At 67.1% G+C, this 17,310-nt stretch carries 20 protein-coding genes; 4 read left to right on the forward strand and 16 right to left on the reverse strand.

Annotated elements, in window-relative coordinates:
- Positions 1-6: 6 nt before the first annotated feature.
- Both ptsP and ABDV68_RS01820 read right to left on the reverse strand, forming a co-directional pair.
- Positions 7-2,289 (reverse strand): phosphoenolpyruvate--protein phosphotransferase, encoded by a 2,283-nt coding sequence (ptsP, locus tag ABDV68_RS01815; protein ID WP_343517937.1) that lies wholly within the window; start codon positions 2,287-2,289, stop codon positions 7-9.
- Between the two features lie 148 nt (positions 2,290-2,437).
- Positions 2,438-3,457, reverse strand: a complete 1,020-nt coding sequence (locus ABDV68_RS01820; RefSeq protein WP_343517938.1) for a nitronate monooxygenase — start codon at positions 3,455-3,457, stop codon at positions 2,438-2,440.
- Positions 3,458-3,503: 46 nt separating this feature from the next.
- Between ABDV68_RS01820 and ABDV68_RS01825 the strand changes: the two genes are divergently transcribed.
- A complete protein-coding gene (locus tag ABDV68_RS01825; RefSeq protein ID WP_343517939.1) occupies positions 3,504-3,920 on the forward strand; it encodes a secondary thiamine-phosphate synthase enzyme YjbQ in 417 nt (138 codons plus the stop codon).
- 9 nt (positions 3,921-3,929) lie between these two features.
- Here ABDV68_RS01825 and ABDV68_RS01830 read toward each other — a convergent pair whose 3' ends face one another.
- Positions 3,930-5,189 (reverse strand): aspartate kinase, encoded by a 1,260-nt coding sequence (locus ABDV68_RS01830; RefSeq protein WP_343517940.1) that lies wholly within the window; start codon positions 5,187-5,189, stop codon positions 3,930-3,932.
- Between the two features lie 48 nt (positions 5,190-5,237).
- Between ABDV68_RS01830 and ubiG the strand changes: the two genes are divergently transcribed.
- Positions 5,238-5,975 carry a bifunctional 2-polyprenyl-6-hydroxyphenol methylase/3-demethylubiquinol 3-O-methyltransferase UbiG gene (gene ubiG, locus ABDV68_RS01835; RefSeq protein ID WP_343517941.1) on the forward strand — a complete coding sequence of 246 codons (738 nt, stop codon included), beginning with the start codon at positions 5,238-5,240 and terminating at the stop codon, positions 5,973-5,975.
- A gap of 100 nt (positions 5,976-6,075) precedes the next feature.
- On the opposite strand, the gene ABDV68_RS01840 is transcribed toward ubiG, so the two are convergent.
- The 3 genes from ABDV68_RS01840 to ABDV68_RS01850 form a co-directional block, all read right to left on the reverse strand.
- A complete protein-coding gene (locus tag ABDV68_RS01840) occupies positions 6,076-6,639 on the reverse strand; it encodes a hypothetical protein (RefSeq protein WP_343517942.1) in 564 nt (187 codons plus the stop codon).
- A gap of 102 nt (positions 6,640-6,741) precedes the next feature.
- Positions 6,742-7,113 carry a tRNA-binding protein gene (locus ABDV68_RS01845; RefSeq protein WP_343517990.1) on the reverse strand — a complete coding sequence of 124 codons (372 nt, stop codon included), beginning with the start codon at positions 7,111-7,113 and terminating at the stop codon, positions 6,742-6,744.
- Between the two features lie 51 nt (positions 7,114-7,164).
- Positions 7,165-7,515, reverse strand: coding sequence for a GFA family protein (locus tag ABDV68_RS01850; protein ID WP_343517943.1), 351 nt, complete (start codon positions 7,513-7,515; stop codon positions 7,165-7,167).
- A gap of 63 nt (positions 7,516-7,578) precedes the next feature.
- Between ABDV68_RS01850 and ung the strand changes: the two genes are divergently transcribed.
- A complete protein-coding gene (ung, locus tag ABDV68_RS01855; protein WP_343517944.1) occupies positions 7,579-8,256 on the forward strand; it encodes a uracil-DNA glycosylase in 678 nt (225 codons plus the stop codon).
- A 99-nt stretch (positions 8,257-8,355) separates the two neighbouring features.
- Here ung and ABDV68_RS01860 read toward each other — a convergent pair whose 3' ends face one another.
- The 7 genes from ABDV68_RS01860 to ABDV68_RS01890 all read right to left on the reverse strand — a co-directional run bounded on the left by ABDV68_RS01860 (position 8,356) and on the right by ABDV68_RS01890 (position 14,644).
- The gene (locus ABDV68_RS01860; RefSeq protein ID WP_343517945.1) at positions 8,356-10,509 is read right to left on the reverse strand and encodes a TonB-dependent receptor; all 2,154 of its coding nucleotides are present in this window, start codon (positions 10,507-10,509) and stop codon (positions 8,356-8,358) included.
- Between the two features lie 100 nt (positions 10,510-10,609).
- Positions 10,610-11,200, reverse strand: a complete 591-nt coding sequence (locus ABDV68_RS01865; protein WP_343517946.1) for a hypothetical protein — start codon at positions 11,198-11,200, stop codon at positions 10,610-10,612.
- Complete coding sequence (gene folD / locus ABDV68_RS01870) at positions 11,197-12,072, reverse strand: bifunctional methylenetetrahydrofolate dehydrogenase/methenyltetrahydrofolate cyclohydrolase FolD (RefSeq protein WP_343517947.1); 876 nt, start codon at positions 12,070-12,072, stop codon at positions 11,197-11,199. Before folD ends, ABDV68_RS01865 begins: the two co-directional genes overlap by 4 nt.
- Positions 12,062-12,373, reverse strand: coding sequence for a DUF167 family protein (locus ABDV68_RS01875; RefSeq protein ID WP_343517991.1), 312 nt, complete (start codon positions 12,371-12,373; stop codon positions 12,062-12,064). Before ABDV68_RS01875 ends, folD begins: the two co-directional genes overlap by 11 nt.
- On the reverse strand, positions 12,370-12,684 hold the full coding sequence (locus tag ABDV68_RS01880) for a YggT family protein (RefSeq protein ID WP_343517948.1): 315 nt from the start codon (positions 12,682-12,684) through the stop codon (positions 12,370-12,372). Before ABDV68_RS01880 ends, ABDV68_RS01875 begins: the two co-directional genes overlap by 4 nt.
- A gap of 77 nt (positions 12,685-12,761) precedes the next feature.
- Positions 12,762-13,661 carry an acetylglutamate kinase gene (argB, locus tag ABDV68_RS01885; protein ID WP_343517949.1) on the reverse strand — a complete coding sequence of 300 codons (900 nt, stop codon included), beginning with the start codon at positions 13,659-13,661 and terminating at the stop codon, positions 12,762-12,764.
- A 239-nt stretch (positions 13,662-13,900) separates the two neighbouring features.
- Entirely contained in the window at positions 13,901-14,644 is a 744-nt protein-coding gene (locus tag ABDV68_RS01890) for a hypothetical protein (RefSeq protein WP_343517950.1), read from the reverse strand.
- A gap of 315 nt (positions 14,645-14,959) precedes the next feature.
- On the opposite strand from ABDV68_RS01890, the gene ABDV68_RS01895 reads away from it, so the two are divergent.
- Positions 14,960-15,385, forward strand: a complete 426-nt coding sequence (locus ABDV68_RS01895; RefSeq protein WP_343517951.1) for a hypothetical protein — start codon at positions 14,960-14,962, stop codon at positions 15,383-15,385.
- Between the two features lie 186 nt (positions 15,386-15,571).
- Here ABDV68_RS01895 and ABDV68_RS01900 read toward each other — a convergent pair whose 3' ends face one another.
- The 3 genes from ABDV68_RS01900 to ABDV68_RS01910 all read right to left on the reverse strand — a co-directional run bounded on the left by ABDV68_RS01900 (position 15,572) and on the right by ABDV68_RS01910 (position 17,238).
- Positions 15,572-15,967, reverse strand: coding sequence for a hypothetical protein (locus ABDV68_RS01900; RefSeq protein ID WP_343517952.1), 396 nt, complete (start codon positions 15,965-15,967; stop codon positions 15,572-15,574).
- A 103-nt stretch (positions 15,968-16,070) separates the two neighbouring features.
- A complete protein-coding gene (locus ABDV68_RS01905) occupies positions 16,071-16,388 on the reverse strand; it encodes a hypothetical protein (protein WP_343517953.1) in 318 nt (105 codons plus the stop codon).
- Positions 16,389-16,602: 214 nt separating this feature from the next.
- Positions 16,603-17,238: a queuosine precursor transporter gene (locus tag ABDV68_RS01910; RefSeq protein WP_343517954.1), complete on the reverse strand. Its 636-nt coding sequence runs from the start codon at positions 17,236-17,238 to the stop codon at positions 16,603-16,605.
- Positions 17,239-17,310 lie beyond the last annotated feature (72 nt).

A 17,310-nucleotide genomic window follows, 5' to 3' on the forward strand; every position in this document is an offset into this window, starting at 1 on the left:
GCCAAATCAGGCAAGCTCGACCCCTTGCTCGCGCGCCCAGTCCTCCAGCGCCGCGCGCGTGTCGTGCGGCGGCAGCGCGAGGAAACCCGCCATCGCCCCGATCAGCGCGCCGCGATCGAGCGTGCGCAGCATCGCCTTGATCGGCCCGACCGCCGCCGGGGTGATCGAGAGGCGCTCGATGCCGAGGCCGATCAGCGCCATCGCCTCGAGCGGTCGGCCGCCCATCTCGCCGCACACCGCCAGCGGCACGCCCGCGGCATTGGCCTCCAGCGTCACGCGGCGCAGGAAACGGAGGATCGATGGCGAAAGCCAGTCGTAGCGCACCGCGAGCTTGGGATGTGCGCGGTCGGCGGCGAACAGGAATTGCGTCAGGTCGTTGGTGCCGATGGAGAGGAAATCGATATTGGGCAGCAGCAGGTCGAGCACCTCGGCCAACGCCGGCACCTCGAGCATCGCGCCGTAGCGGATCTGCAGCGGGAGCTTGTGCCCGCGCGCCTCCAGCCAGGCCCGCTGGCTCTCGAACAGGCTGCGCGCCTGGTCGAACTCCCACGGCTCGCTGACCATCGGGAACATGACGTTGAGCGTGCGCCCGGCGGCAGCTTCCAGCAGCGCGCGCGCCTGCACCTTCATCAGGCCTTCGCGGTCGAGCGCCAGGCGCAGTGCGCGCCAGCCCATCGCCGGATTCTCCTCCTCGCCATTCTCGTCATGGTCGAGATAGGGCAGCGCCTTGTCGCCGCCGATATCGACCGTGCGGAAGGTCACGGGCCGGTCGCCCGCCGCGTCGAGCACGTCGCGATAGAGGCGGCGCTGCCCCTCGCGCTGGGGCAGGGTGGCGGAGACGAGGAACTGGAATTCGGTGCGGAACAGCCCGATGCCGTCGGCGCCGGTCAAGTCGAGCGCCGCGACGTCGTCGCGCAGGCCGGCATTGACCATCACCGTGACGCGGTGCCCGTCCTTGGTGATCGGCGCCTCGCCCTTCAGCGCGGCAAAGGCGGCGCGGCGTTTCTGCGTGATCAGCAGCTTGGCGTCGAACGCTTCCTCCATCGCGGCCGTGGGCCGGATGATCAGCGTGTCCTCGGTCACGTCGACCAGCAGCCGGTCGCCCTCGGCGATCAGGCGGCGGATGTCCTTGACGCGGCCCAGCACCGGCACGCCCATCGCGCGCGCGACGATCGTGACGTGCGCGGTCAGCGAGCCTTCCTCGAGCACCACACCCTTGAGGCGGCGGCGGTCATATTCGAGCAGCTCGGCGGGGCCGAGGTTGCGCGCGATCAGGATCGAATCCTGCCGCAGGCCGAGCTGCGCGGCGGTGCCGAGCTGGCCCGAGACGATGCGCAGCAACCGGTTGGACAGGTCCTCCAGATCGTGCATGCGGTCGCGCAGCAGCGGGTCGTCGATCTGGCGCATGCGCATCCGCGTGCGCTGCTGGACGCGCTCGATCGCCGCCTCGGCGGTGAGGCCGGAGTCGATCGCTTCGTTGATGCGGCGCGACCAACCCTCGTCATAGGCGAACATCTTGTAGGTCTCGAGGACCTCCTCATGCTCGCCGCCGACGCCGAACTCGGCCTGGCTGGTCATGCGGTCGATCTGCTCGCGCATCTTGTCGAACGCGGCATAGACGCGGTGGCGCTCGGCCTCGATGTCCTCGGCGACGGTGTGCTCGATCGTGATGCGCGGCTGGTGGAACACCGCCGCGCCCGCCGCCATGCCCTCGACCAGCTTGAAGCCGGTGACGCGCGCGGTCGCGGTCGATTGCGGGCGAGTCGACCCGCCGCCGCCGCCGGCCGGATCGATCAGGTCGGCATTGGCGATCAGCTCGGACAGCACCATCGCGACCGTCTGCAGCGCCTCGATCTCGACTTCTTCATATTTGCGGGGATCGGCATGCTGCACCGCGAGCACGCCGACCGCGCGCTCCTTGCGGATGATCGGCACGCCGGCGAAGCTGTGGAAACGCTCCTCGCCCGTCTCGGGGCGATAGGCGAAGTCGGGATGCGCTGCCGCCTCGTCGAGGTTCAACGTCTCGACGTTCGCCGCGATCGTGCCGGTCAGGCCCTCGCCCAGGGCGAGCTTGGTGACGTGCACCGCCTCCTGCGCGAGGCCGCGCGTGGCGAACAGCTCGAGCACCCCCTCGCGCAGCAGGTAGATCGAGCAGACCTCGCTATTCAGCGCCTCGCCGATGATGTTCACGACCGAGTTGAGCTTGGCCTGCGCCGGCGCGCGCGACGCCATCACGTCGTGCAGCCGCGTCAGGATCTCGCGGGCGGAGGCGGCGGCGGAAACGGGCATGAGATCGCGCTATCAGATCGGCGCGGGCACGCCAATCGGCGTTCTCGGGAAACGGCACCGGCCCGCTCCCTCACCCGGCCAACCCATCAAGATATGCTGGCGTGGCGGCTGCGTAGGGGAGCGGCCGGTGTCGACCTCCAACAGACGCTCAGGCGGCGCGCTTCTCCAGCGCGTGCGCGGCCTCGGCGAGCAGCTGGGCGATGATCTCGGCGACCGGCTCCTCCTTGGTCACCATGCCGACCGACTGGCCCGCCATCAGCGAACCATTGTCGACATCGCCCTCGATCACCGCGCGGCGCAGCGCGCCGGCCCAATAATGCTCGATCTGCAGCTGGGCTTCCATCATCTCGACCTTGTTCTCGTCGAGCAGCTGCGCGACCTCGCGCTGCTTGGCGGTGAACAGCTCGGACGAGGCGTTCTTGAGCGCGCGCACCGGGATCACCGGCAGCCGCGGGTCGATCTGCACGCTGGCGACGGCGTCGCGGGCCGAGGCGCGGAAGAAGGCCTTCTTGAAGTTCGGATGCGCGATGCTCTCGGTCGCGCAGGCGAAGCGCGTGCCTAGCTGCACCCCCGCCGCGCCCATGTCGAGATAGCCGGCGATCGCCTCGCCGCGCCCGATCCCGCCGGCGACGAACACCGGCACTTGGCTTGCGACCTCGGGCAGAATCTCCTGCGCCAGCACGCTGGTCGAGACCGGCCCGATATGCCCGCCGGCCTCCATCCCCTCGACCACCAGCGCGTCGACGCCCGAGCGGATCAGCTTCTTGGCGAGGCTCAGCGCTGGCGCGAAGCAGATCAGCCTGGCGCCATTCCCCTTGATCGCATCGAGCGACCCCGCCGGTGGCAGTCCGCCCGCGAGCACGATATGCGTCACCTGGTGCTTCGCGCAGACCTCGATGAGATCGAACAGCTGCGGATGCATGGTGATCAGGTTCACGCCGAAAGGCTTGTCCGTCAGTGCCTTGGTCCCGGCGATCTCGGCATCGAGCAGCTCGGGGGTCATCGCGCCGCACGCGATCAGCCCGAAGCCACCCGCGTTGGAGATCGCGGCGACGAGGTTGCGCTCGCTCACCCACGACATCGCGCCGCACAGGATCGCGGTCTCGCTGCCGAGGAATTCGACGCCACGCGCCATGCGGCGCTGAAGCCGCTCTTGACCAATGCTCATGCGCGCGGGCCTAGCCGGGCGAGGCGGTTTGAGGCAAGCAGATGATATGCGGCAGGACATCGGCGAACTGGTGATCGGCACCCCGGGACAGGGGCTGCACGAATTCACGCCTGCGGTGCTGCGGTGGGTGGCGGGCACCGGCATTGCCACCGGGCTGCTCACCCTGTTCGTGCGCCACACCAGCTGCTCGCTGCTGGTGCAGGAGAATGCCGCTCCCGCCGCGCGGCGCGATCTCGAGCGCTGGCTCGCCCGCCTCGCGCCGGAAAGTGACGGCTACGAGCATGACGACGAGGGGCCGGACGACATGCCCGCCCACCTGCGCGCCGCGATCACCGCTACCTCGCTGGCGATCCCGGTGGCGAACGGCGCGCCGGTGCTCGGCACCTGGCAGGGCATCTACCTGTTCGAACACCGCCGCGCGGCTCACCGGCGGCGGGTCGCGGTGCATTTGATCGGCGGCTAAAGGGCGGCCTCAGGCCGCCTCGTCCTCCGGCGCGTCCAGCCCGTACGCCGTGTGCAGCACGCGCACCGCGAGCTCGGTCTCGTCCTCGTGGATCAGCACGCTGACCTTGATCTCGCTGGTGGTGATGGCGAGGATGTTGATGCGGCGCTCGCCCAGCGTGTCGAACATCGTCGCGGCGACGCCGGCATGGCTGCGCATGCCCACCCCGACGACGCTGATCTTGGCGATCTTGGTGTCGTGGATCAGCGCGTCATAGCCGATCGGGCCCTTCGACTTCTCGAGCACGTCGAGCGCACGGGCGAGCTCGGCCCGCGGCACGGTGAAGGTCACGTCGGTCGAGCCCGTGGCGTGCGCCACGTTCTGCACGATCATGTCGACGTTGATCCCGGCCTCGGCCAGCGGGCCGAAGATGTGCGCCACCGCGCCCGGCCGGTCGGGGACGTTGGTGAGCGTCACCTTCGCCTCGTTCTTGTCGTGCGCGATGCCGGTGATCAGCTGGCGTTCCACGTCGTCAATCTCCTCTTCGCCGACGATCAGCGTGCCGCGATGGCCGTCATCGTCGGACTTGTCCTCGAACGAGGAAAGCACGCGCACGCGCACGCCTTCCTTCATCGCCAGCCCGACCGAGCGGGTCTGGAGCACCTTGGCCCCGACGCTCGCCAGCTCCAGCATCTCCTCGTACGTCACCTTGGTCAGCTTGCGCGCCCTCGGCACGATGCGCGGATCGGTGGTGTAGACCCCGTCGACATCGGTGTAGATGTCGCAGCGGTCGGCCTTCATCGCCGCCGCCACCGCCACCGCGCTGGTGTCCGATCCGCCGCGCCCCAGCGTGGTCACGCGATTGTCGTCGGCGAGGCCCTGGAAGCCCGGGATCACCGCGACCGCGCCGTCGGCGAGGCTGGCGTTGAGCGCGTCGGTGTCGATCGTGCCGATGCGCGCGCTCGAATGCGCGCTGCTGGTATGGATCGGCAGCTGCCAGCCGAGCCACGAGCGCGCCGGCACGCCGAGCGCCTGCAATGCGATCGCCAGCAATCCGCTGGTCACCTGCTCGCCCGAGGAGACGACCACGTCATACTCGCGCAGGTCGTAGAGCGGCGAGGCCTCCTTGCAGAAGCCGACCAGCCGGTCGGTCTCGCCCGACATCGCCGAGACGACCACGGCGACCTGGTTGCCCGCTTCCCACTCGGCCTTGACGCGATTGGCGACGTTGCGAATCCGCTCGATGCCCGCCATCGACGTGCCACCGAACTTCATCACGATGCGTGCCATTTATTCGTGCCCCTTGGGAAGCTGTGGGCGCGCTGATAGGAGGGGGGGATGGCGATGACAAGCAAAGCAACCATTGACCCGCGTGAAGCTGAGCATTTCGGAAAGCTCGCGGCGGACTGGTGGAACCCCAGCGGCTCCTCGGCGATGCTCCACCGCCTCAATCCGCCGCGGCTGCGCTATATCCGCGAGGCGGTCGACGCGCATTGGGGCACCGATCCAGCCGGCTTCTCCCCGCTCGCGGGCAAGACGGCGCTCGATGTCGGTTGCGGCGCGGGGCTGCTGTGCGAGCCGCTTGCCCGGCTCGGCGCGCAGGTCACCGGAGTCGATGCCGCGCCCGAGAATGTCGGTGCGGCGCGGGCGCATGCCGACGCTTCCGGGCTGGCGATCGACTATCTCGCGGGCGAGTTCGAGCAGGTCGCCGCGGGCCGCACCTTCGACCTCGTCACCTCGATGGAGGTGATCGAGCATGTCACCGATCCCGCCGCCTTCGTCGCCGGCCTCGCCGCCGCGCTTGCCCCGGGCGGCCTCATGATCCTCTCCACCCCCAACCGCACCGCGCTGTCGCGCCTCGCGATGATCACGGTGGGCGAGGGCCTGGGCATGATCCCCAAGGGCACGCACGACCATGGCAAGTTCATCACGCCGGACGAGCTCGCGGAACTGCTCGCGGCGGCCGGCCTAGGGGTAGCCGACCGCCGCGGCCTCAGCTTCTCGCCCGCGCACGGCTTCGTGCTGAGCGAGGACCTGAGCCTCAATTACCTGCTGACCGCGCGCCAGCTCGCATAGCGGTCCGGAATCCGCGGCGAGCGGTGGATGCGGTCGAAGATGCTCCGCTCCAGTCGCTCGAGCCTGCGTGTCTCGTCGCGGGGCGGGCGCGGATCGTCCTTCATCCCGCGTCTCGCCCCGACATCCGGAACAGCGTGCCCGCGGTCACCCACAGACCGGTGAAGAAAGCGGTCAGCACGATCACGTCGCGCGGCCAGCCCCGTCCTTCGATGCCGAGATCGCCGGCCAGCGCGATCACCCCGACCGCCAGCTGCACCGCCGCGGCGACGAACAGCGTTCGCGCCAGGCCGCCTGACTTGAAGTGAGCGATGCACGCGCCGCCGATCAGGATCGTGATCACGCCGGCGAACATCAGATTGGCGGGATTGCCCTCATGGCCGATGATGCCGACCGCGAGGTTGAGCCAGATCAGCAGGAACAGCCCGAGCGTCGTCAGCACCGATGCCGCGCGATAGGCGACGCTCGGCGCGCGGCTGGCGAGGAAGTCGTATGCGCCGAGGATCGCGGCGAACAACATCCCCATCACCACGAAGTCCGATGCCGTCCAGTCGACTTCGCTGGTGTAGCGCATCGCGATCGCGGGTACGCAGAGCAGCCCCGCCGCCGCGCTCCAGCGCCCCACGCGCCACCAGTTGATCTGCCTCGTCTGCGCCGTTGCCGTCATCGCTCATGTCTCGTCTCGTTGAACCGAAGGCACATGCTTCGCGCGGCGCGGCGCTGAGCGTCATGAGCAAAGGCTGAGCGTTCGCTGAAAAGTGCCCCGCCGTTAGAACAGCCGCCCGCCGTTCGGCACCGCGACGCTGGGATGGAACAGCACGACCTTGCCCTCGGCATCGGGGAAGCCGAGCGTCAGTACTTCGGACATCATCGGCCCGATCTGCCGCGGCGGGAAGTTGACCACCGCCGCCACCTGCCGTCCGGGCAAGTCGTCGAGCGTATAATGCTCGGTGATCTGCGCCGAGGAGCGCTTGATCCCGATCACGGGCCCGAAGTCGATTGTGAGCTTGTAGGCGGGCTTGCGCGCCTCCGGAAACGGCTCGGCGGCGAGGATCGTGCCGACACGGATGTCGACCGCGAGGAACTGGTCGAAGCCGATCTCCGCCGCGGCCGGCGCCGCGGCGTCGTGGTCCATGTGCATGTGGAACTCCTTACTCATATCCTCCCCCTGGCGGGGGAGGGTTCGGGACATCTAGAGGCTCGCGCCGTCGAACTTGTGGATGGTCAGCGAATCGAGGTCGATATCGTCCGCACAGCGCAGGTTGATCGCCGCCATCGCCTTGCCGTCCGGCCCCACGCCGCCGCCATAGGGCGCGCAGCCGCAGGTCTTGCAGAAGGTGTGGCGGATATTGTGCTTGTTGAACTGGTAGACCGTCGTCGCCTCCGGGTCGCCATGCGCGGTGAACTGCTCGGCCGGCGCGAAGTGGAGGAGATAGCCCTTGCGGCGGCAGATCGAGCAGTTGCACGCCATCGCCGCGGTCGGCGTGTCGCCTTCGAGCGTATAGCTCATCTTGCCGCATTGGCAGCTTCCGGTGACGGGCATTCAGGCTCTCCCTCGTTGACAGGCTCGCCGTGGTTCGCACAGTCGCGCCCGGAAGGAAACCGCATGGCCGTGAAGCTCAATCCCGACTGGCTCGAACCGCTGCAGCGTGAGTTCGACGCGCCGTACATGGCGTCGCTCCGCCAGTTCCTGGTCGACGAGAAGGCGGCGGGCAAGCGCATCTTCCCCAAGGGCGGCGACTGGTTCCGCGCGCTCGACCTGACCCCGCCGCAGGACGTGCGCGTCGTGATCCTGGGGCAGGACCCCTATCATGGCGAGGGGCAGGCGCACGGCCTGTGCTTCTCGGTCCAGCCCGGCGTCCGCGTGCCGCCGAGCCTGGTCAACATCTACAAGGAACTGCACAGCGACCTTGGCATCCCGCCCGCGCGCCATGGCTTTCTCGAGCATTGGGCGAAGCAGGGCGTGCTGCTGCTCAACAACTGCCTGACGGTCGAGATGGGCCGCGCCGCCTCGCACCAGGGCCGCGGCTGGGAGAGGTTCACCGACGCGGTGGTGGCGCATGTCAACGCCGGCGAGAAGCCGGTGGTGTTCATGCTGTGGGGCAGCCATGCGCAGAAGAAGGCGCCGTCGGTCGATCCGCGGCATCTCGTGCTGAAGTCGGTCCACCCCTCGCCGCTGTCGGCGCATGGCGGCTTCTTCGGCTGTCGCCATTTCTCGAAGGCGAACGAGTTCCTGGAAGCGAATGGGCGAGGCAAGATCGACTGGGCGTTGCCGAGTCTTTGATGGAGAACGGCGCCAGCCCGCTCCCCCACCCGGCCACCCATCAAGATACACTGAAGTGGGTGGCCGGGTGGGGGAGCGGGCTGGTGCCGCCAGATCAGCTCAGAAGCTGATCCGCGCCGCCACGCGGATGTCGCGGCCGGTGAGCGGCACGAAGTCCTTGGTGAACGACGCATGCCGCCGCGCCTCGACGTCGAAGATGTTGTTGGCGGAGAGGATCAGCGAGGTCTCGCGCTTCTCGCCGAACGGGTGCCAGGTGAGCGAGGCGTTGACCAGGGTGAAGGCCGGGGTCTCGGTCTCGAACGCGGCGATGCGCGATTGCCTGGTGACGTGCTCGACCTCGACCCGGCCACCGAACGGACCCTGGCTGGCGTCGATCCCGGCGAGGACGCGGAACGGCGGGATGCGCGGGACGGGGCTGCCGTCCTCGAGCGTCGCGCGGACATAATCGACGACCACATTGCCGCCGAGCGTGAACTCGCCCTGGTGGATCAGCGTCGCCGACACCTCGCCCTCAATGCCGAGATAGCGCGCGTCGGCTTGCCGGTACTGGAACACCGGCAGCTCATCGATCTCCAGCCCGGTCTCGGTCTCGTAGATATAGTCGGTGAACCAGTTGGCATAGCCGGCGAGCTGGAACTTGAGGCTGCCCACCGCGCCGCGAGCATAGACTTCGCCGCCCCAGCTCTTCTCGGTGCGGAAATTCGGGTCGCCGACCTCATAGGCCTGAGTCGCGACATGCGGCCCGTTGGAGAACAGCTCCTCCGCCGATGGTGCGCGGACCGCGCGCGAGGCGTTGACGCCGACCTTGATCCGCGGCCCGAGCTCGTACGACACGCCGACCGCGCCCGAAAAGGCATCGAACCCCCGATCGACGCGGCCGACCGGCGCGTCCTCGTCGATCCCGAGCTTGACCGCGTTGGAGCTGACCCCGGTCCGCTCGTAGCGCAGCGCGCCCTCGAGCCCGAGGCCGCCGCCGAGCTTGACCTCTTGCAGCGTGAACAGGCCGTACTGGTCGGTGACGTTCGGCGGCACGAACGCCTCCTCGCCCACCGCCGAGAAATCGCGCGTGAAGCCCTGGAAGCCGACCACCCCGCGCCAGCCGCCGCGATCGGCCTGGACCAGCTCGAGCCGTCCCTCGAACCCGGTCGAGGCGAACACGGTGCCGACCTCGTCGCCCTCGAACTCGGTATGCTCGTAATCCGAATAGCCCGCGCGCACGCGGATCTTGTCGAGGAAGCCGCCATTGACGTTGACCTCGCCGCGCAGGTCGGCGCGCCACTGGTGCAGGCCGATCGTAACCGGGCCATGCTCGTGCCCGCCCTCTTCCTCATGGTCGTGCGCGCCCGGCGGCCGCTCGGGCACGCCGTAATTGGTGTCGTAATAGCCCACCGAGACGCCGAGGCTGCCGCCGTCGTTGATCAGCGCCAGCCCGCCGCCCAGCGTGTACGTGCGCGTGCCGCTGTTGGGCAGGCGGCCGCGCAGATTGGCGAGCGCGGTGGCCTCCGCCGCCTCGTCGTCATGGCCGTCCTCGATCGCGTGCTCGGCGCGATGCAACTGGTCGGCGCGCAGCTCCGGGCTCAGCACATAGCCGCCGACGCGGACGTCATCGGTCTTGCGGTAGCTGCCGTCGAAGTGAACCACGAACTGATGGTCGAGCGCGACATCCACCGCCGCGCCGCCGCTGCGCTCGTCGGCCGCCGAGCCGTAGGTGCCGACCGCGTCGACATGGACGCCATTCTCGGGTACCGCGCGCGGGATGCGGCGGTCGAGCACGTTGACCGCGCCGCCGATCGCCTGGCTGCCGAACAGCAGCACCGCGGGGCCGCGCAGCACTTCGATCCGCTCGGCCGTCAACGGGTCGATCGACACGGCATGGTCGCTCGAAGTGTTGGAAACGTCGAGCGTGCCGAGCCCGTCGCTGAGCACGCGCACGCGCTCGCCCTGGAAGCCGCGCAGCACCGGGCGCGAGGCGCCCGGGCTGAACGAGGTCGCCGAGACGCCGGGGACCTTGGTCAGCGTGTCGCCGATCTGGCCGCGGATGTCGCGCACGAGCTCGTCGCCCGACACCACCGACGCGCCCGCGAGCAGGTCGAGATCGGCGACATAGGGCGCGGTGATCACCACGTCCGCGTCGGGATCGCCATGCACCGCGCTGCGGCTGGTGGCGTCGCGCTCGGTATGGTCGGTGGTCTGCGCGAAGGCGGGGACGGTGAGGAGGGTGGTGGCGAACAGGGCGGCGGCGCTACGCTTCATGGATACGCGGTCCTCGAACTGGGATTGCGCGCCTCCCCTAAAGGCAATGTTACATCATCACAAGAGCCAATCGGATGAAAAAATCCTCATGTGCGGGTGGCTAGGGTGCGGCGACGCGATCCTCGATCACGGGCACGAAGCGCCGCCCGTCCCACAGCGACGCGGTGAAGCTGCGGCTGCCATCCGCCGCCATCGCCCAGCGCCAGCGCAGCGACCCGTCCGGCGAGCCGCCGGCGTCGCGATCCGGTTCGGAGCTTGCAGGAATCGAAGCGGTCGCAGGGACGCACGACGCGCGGCGCACCTTGGGTTGCTCGGGCAGGGGACGCGGCGCCTTGAGCTCGTCGCCGCCGTCATAGATCCATTTCCACCCGCCATCGGCCTGGCGCACCCACACCGTGGTGAAATAGCCCGAGCCGCCCGGCCGCACCCACGGGCCGGTGTTGACCGCGACCTTGCCGTCGCACGAGACATAGCTCTCGGCGGGCCACCATTGCACCGCGATCGGCGGGTCCTTGCGGTCCTTGAGGAAGGCCTGGGCATTGCCCGGCCCAGGCACGAACATCACCGCCTCATCGGTCGCGTAGCGGCGGAAGGCGGTCCATTGGCCTTCGGTCTGCGCGGCACGGTTGAAGTCGCGCTCGGCCTCCACCGCCGTCCCCGCCTGTGCCAGAAGCAGGGCGGCGAGGATCACAGCGCGGCCAGGTCGAGCGCCAGCCCCTCGCGGCGGTGCGCGGCGACCAGCGTGTTGCGCAGCAGGCAGGCGATCGTCATCGGCCCGACCCCGCCCGGCACCGGGGTGATCGCGCCCGCGACCGAGGCCGCGCTGTCGAACTCGACATCGCCGGTCAGCGCGCCGTCGACTCGGTTGATGCCGACATCGATCACCGTCGCGCCGGGCTTGAGCCACTCGCCCTTGACGAAGCCGGCGCGCCCGACCGCCGCGACGACGATGTCGGCGCGCGCGACATGGCCGGGCAGGTCCCGGGTCCGCGAATGCGCCAGCGTCACGGTGCAGCTCGCCTGCGTGAGCAGCGCCGCCATCGGCTTGCCGACGATGTTCGAGCGGCCGATCACCACCGCGTCGAGCCCCGACAGGTCGCCGAGCTGGTCCTTGAGCAGCATCAGGCAGCCGAGCGGGGTGCACGGCACGAAGCCCTCGATCCCGGTCGCCAGCCGCCCGGCGTTGACCGGGTGGAAGCCGTCGACGTCCTTGTCGGGATCGATGCGCAGCAGCACCGCCTGCTCGTCGAGCTGCGCGGGCAGGGGCAGCTGGACGAGGATGCCGTCGACCGCCGGGTCGGCATTGAGCTGGTCGACCAGCGCGATCAGCGTCGCCTGGTCGGTGTCGGCGGGCAGGCGGTGCTCGAAGCTCGCCATGTTGGCGGCGAGCGTCGCCTTGCCCTTGCTGCGGACATAGACCGAGGAGGCGGGGTCCTCGCCGACCAGCACCACCGCGAGTCCGGCCTTGCGCCCCGCCTGCGCCGCGAATGCCGCCGCCGCCTCGCCCACGCGCGCGCGCAGGCCGGCCGCGAACGCCTTGCCGTCGATGATCTCAGCCGTCATGCGACGCCCCATAGAACGTCGCGGCAATCGCCGCCAGCGCCGAAGCGTCGCCCGCGATCGCCAGCCGCTTGAGCCGCGAGGTCTCGCCGCTGGTCAGGACCACGTCGCGCTTGGGGACGCCGAAGGTCCTGGCCGCCAGCTCGAGCAGCGCCGCATTGGCCGCGCCGTCCACGGGCGGCGCGGCGAGCCGGGCGGAGAAATGGTCCGCAGTGCCGGCCGCGAATGCATCCCTGGAGGCCCGAGGCGTCACCCGGACCGCGATGCGGATGCCGTCCTCGGTCTCCTGCCAGGGGACGGTCAGACCGAGCTGCCGATCAACGCCCTGGCGACGTTCGGCAGGACCGCATCCTGCAGGATCCAGATGATGATGAGCACGACGAACGGCGCGAAATCCATGGGCCCGGTGTCGGGCAGGATGCGGCGGATCGGGCGGTAGATCGGCTCGGTCAACGTGTTGAGCCCACGCCACAACGAGCTGACGAAATCATTATAGGTGTTGATCACGTTGAACGCGATCAGTGTCGACAGGATCGCCTGAACGACGACGATCCACCACAGCACGGTCAGCAGAATCTGGGCGATCGAGAAGGTGATATCGAGGAAGGTGTCCAACAGGTGCCTCCGGAGTTTTCACCGCTTCTACCGGAAAGCCCGGCGCAGCGGCAACCGTGTTAGCTATATAGTACGCCTCAGCGGTGAACCAAGGTGCCCGCGCCCTGCGTGGTGAAGATCTCGAGCAGCATCGAATGCGGCACGCGCCCGTCGAGGATGACCGCGGCATCGACCCCGGCATCGACCGCGGCGACGCAGGTCTCGACCTTGGGGATCATCCCGCCGCTGATCGTGCCGTCGGCCATCAATGCCGCGATCCGGCCGGGATCGAGGTCGGTGAGCAGTTCCTTGTCCTTGCTCAGCACGCCCGGCACGTCGGTGAGCAGGAAGAAGCGCGACGCGCCGAGCGCCCCGGCGATCGCGCCGGCCATGGTGTCGGCGTTGATGTTGTAGGTGTGGCCGTCGGCGCCGAGCGCGATCGGCGCCACCACCGGGATGAAGCCCTGCGCCGACAATGTCGTGAGCACGCTCGCATCGACCGCCACGGGCTCGCCGACGAAGCCGAGGTCGACATGGCGCTCGATCCCCTGCAGCGGATCGGCCGCGCTGCGCGACACCTTCTTGGCGGTGACCAGGCCCGAATCCTTGCCGGAGATGCCGATCGCCTTGCCGCCGGCGGCGCCGATCCAGCTGACGATCTCCTTGTTGATCGATCCGGCGAGGACCATCTCCGCGATCCGCGCGGTCTCCGCGTCGGTGACGCGCAGCCCGCCGACGAACTGCGATTCGACGCCGAGGCGCTTGAGCATCTGCCCGATCTGCGGCCCGCCGCCATGCACCACCACCGGGTTGATGCCGACCGCCTTGAGCAGCACCACGTCCTCGGCGAAGTTGCGCGCCAGCTCGGGATCGCCCATCGCGTGGCCGCCATATTTGACCACGAAGGTCTTGCCCGCGTAGCGCTGCATGTAGGGCAGCGCGTCGGTCAGCGTCTCCGCCTTGGCGAGCATCTTGGGATCGGGGGCATGGTCGGTCATGCCGCGCGCATTAGCGTGAGTTGCCGGGATGCGAAAGCGGCGGAGGGCGGCGGGAAGTTGACAAAGTTACGCGCAACGCGGTTCATTCTGTCAACTTGGCCGCCTTTGTCGGACGCGGGTTCGGCAGCACCGTCCTGCCGTGTGGATCGACGAAATCAAAGAGCGGTGCCTGGCACCGAACGACCCAAGCAAATGAATTCCAACATTGCAAGGGTCCGCTATTGGGTGGCTAGCGGACATCAGGACTGTCGAACCAATTCTGCGACTGCCGCGTCTAAATGGTAAAAGCGATCTTCCTCAGACACCCGTTCTACCGCTGATTGCAGAAAAATTTTCGTCCGCTCGTCTAAGAGGAGCTTGGCAACTTCTCGACGCGCGTCTTCACTCACTTCTTCCCAGAAGGAGCGCATGACTTCTCCATGCTTACAAAGGTGCTTCAATTCAGATATGATGAAGCTCGCCATATTGAGCGCAGCGTTCGCTGAGGTTGACGAGCGCCAGCGCTCGAAGGGAGGCGTCACTGGTTCGCCTAAGGTCGCGATGCCACAGAACCACTCAGCAGCTTCGGAAGGCCATTGATCCGGATGCCTTTCAATCATCGCATCGAAGGCAGCGTGGAAGAAGCGCAGAACTGCAGATTGCTGATCGGCTGGCCAAGTTCCCCATGTCGCCATCTTTAGTCTACTCGCGATAACGGGCGGCTCCGTTCCAAGCCAAACGGGATTCGTGACGGCAAGCTCGAAGATGCGCGGCAGAAAGTGCCGGTAATCGCGGTCGTTACCAACTGTCGTGATTGCCCAGCCTGAATAAGGTCCGATTTGCCCGCCGCCCAACTCTCGCAACGGTGCAGAGGTGAGCGCTCGTAGAATCTCGTTCCCATTCCGCAGGCGTGACGTTTCGAGTTCGCGCGGACAGGGCATGCCCGCAAACACTATGTAGCTATGCTCGATGGCGTCACGAAGATTTGCTTCTGCCTCAGTCATGTTTCGAACCTAGCGGCCGGACGAACGGCCGCAAATGGGATCGTTTGCTGCACGTCCGCTTTCAGCGCGGCGTTGTCACCGCGGATCGGCTGAAAATGGGTGGCTAGAGGCCATCGAGGGCGTGATCGACGCGTATGTTGGGAAAGGCTTTCGAGAGGCACGCTGTCACGTCGGGCAAAGATCGCTGAGACCGAAAAATGATCTTGGCCCCTCCATCGGTCCATTGCTCATAACGAGGCTCAGTGCCTCCACATTTCAAGATCAACGGAGGGATGACAGACTTTCCGTTTGCGATGAAGTCTGGAGCTTCCTTGGGTGGATTATGGGGCGGTAACAGATACCGGCTTTCCCCAAAAGTCGCCTCAAAACGGATGGCTGGTGCCACGGCTTTATTCGATGGTTCCTCCGAACAGCTCGCGACCAACACGCAAAGGAACAGTGCTGAATGAGGCGGCCGCATGTGGCGAAGATGAGTCAAGACGCGCGCGTCCGCAATGGGGTCGTTATCGGTTCGTCCGCTATTGGCGCGGCCTCCGCACCTGCGAACGGATTCAAACGGGTGGAAAGCTACCGCTTCTGATTTATGCTGATGTGATGGGAAGCGTGGGCGCACTACGAAAGCGGGTTCTGGCAATGGTTCATAACGCCGCCGTCGTCAGCGACGCTTTGGAAGCGAACGGCGTGGTCTCTTTGGATCACGCCGACGATCTTGCTTTCACACTTACTACTGCCAATCCTTGAGCCTTCTTCGATTCCCAATATCCTCGCAGCTCATTGGGACATTTATCTCATGTTCTTTGGGACTTCCTTTGCATTGGGCGCATATTGTTGGCGTCGCGGCGGTCGAGCGGATCTCGACATCTAGGAAACACCGGAACCGCAGCCGCCAATCATATCCACCGTCTGCAAGTGGGTGGGAAGCTGCCGTTAGGGCTTACGAGCGGACTGCTCGCATTCGTCCTCGCTCTGCACCAGCTTCGTTGATTTGATCACGGTGAACACGAACGTCGTCCGGTCGGTGGGGCCGAGCCGAGACCGATCTTCGTATCCTTCAGCGGTGACGCAAAAGCTAGGAGTGTCTCGCGTGATTTCCGGCGGCAGAGTATCAAAGTGCTTGGTGCGCCATTTCTCGTCCCTAATGTCGATCTCAAATACGCGCTCTTTAGGGCCGTCCTGCCGGACGAAGTGCGGATACTCCCAATGCAAGACCATCACCCCACGCACGCTTTCGATTGGAAAGCTTTGAGGCAGTGGCATCGATAACTGCGCGGTCGCCAATGCGCTCAAAACCATCCGCGCACTGATCAGAATGGAGTAGGTCATGCTGATTGGTGACAGCGAAGCCGGGCGTCCGCAATGGGGTCGTTTGCCGTCCGACCGCTTTTAGGACGCCGCCGTCAGGGCAGGAGCGTCTAAAACTGGGTGGTTAGCTGCCGAAGTGATTGAGCAAGCGCGTGAGCCAACTTGGCTTTCGTTCGATGATCTCACCCGTGCCCCATACCGGATTTGCATGTTCGGGATCGAGATAGCCGTTGATGCGAATAAGGATCGGGCCGTTCACCTGCTTTTTCCAATCGGCGTCCCACGTCACTGCCATGTATGGGCCTTCGCTTTCGGGCCTGACGTAGGTTCGGCCAATCGGCAATCGCTCGGCTAAATCAGTCCAAGCGAACTTCCCCACCTCATATGCGACATCGCTGACGCGAAGTTCGAGTTCCCTATCGTCGTCTGACTGTGTCACCATGATGGAGACAGTTTATAAGGCAAAGCGCGACGGCAGCTATGGGGTCGTTAGCGGCCGTACCCGCCCGCGTCATCCCGGCTCTGTGCCGGGATCCATGGCGTCTCGGGCGGTGCGCTGGAGCCCCGTGCTTCCTGGTCGCCTCCCGGTGGATCCCGGCCAAGGCCGGGATGACGGTCCAAGTGCGGTATCGCACCGACCGTCCGCCAAGCCTTGCTCAGGCGCTGCGGTCCAGGCTCCGCCCGATCGCCACGAAGCCCGCGATCAGGGCCGGGATCAGCACGATCGACAGCACCACCTTGGCCAGCATCTGCCCCATCAGCAGGTGGCCGATCGGGAACTCGCCGTAGAAGGCGACGGTGATGAAGATCAGCGTGTCGACGATCTGGCTCAGCACGCCGGCGATCGCGCCGCGCAGCCACATCATCTTGCCGCCCTCGCGCTTCAAGGCGCTGAAGATCGTGACGTTGAGCAATTGCGACGCGCCATAGGCGGTGATCCCGCCGAGCCAGATACGCCAGGTGCCGCCCATCATCATGTCGAACGCGGCGCGGCGCTCGGCCGGCATGTCGGCGGCGGGGGGGAGGGTCAGCACCAACGCGGTCAGCGCGATCGAGGCGAGCAGCGGGATGAAGCCGAGCAGCACCAGCCGGTTCGCCACCGCGCGCCCGTGCAGCTCGGCGACCGCGCTCGACACCGCGACCAGCAGCAGGAAGGCGAAGATCCCCGCCTCGACCGCGAGCGGTCCCAGCGCCACCTGCTTGTTGCCCAGCACGCCCGCGATGCAGACCATGCCGCCGTAGAAGATCGAAAGGGTGAAGAGCGAGCGCGAAAGCGGGGCCGGTGTGGTCATGGCCGTTGCTAGCCCGGTTTCCCTGGATACGGAAGCACCTAGCGATGCGCGAATCGTGCGCTATGCTGCGGC

The organism is Sphingomonas sp. (assembly GCF_039595165.1).
In the GTDB taxonomy this organism is placed as follows: Bacteria; Pseudomonadota; Alphaproteobacteria; order Sphingomonadales; family Sphingomonadaceae; genus Sphingomonas.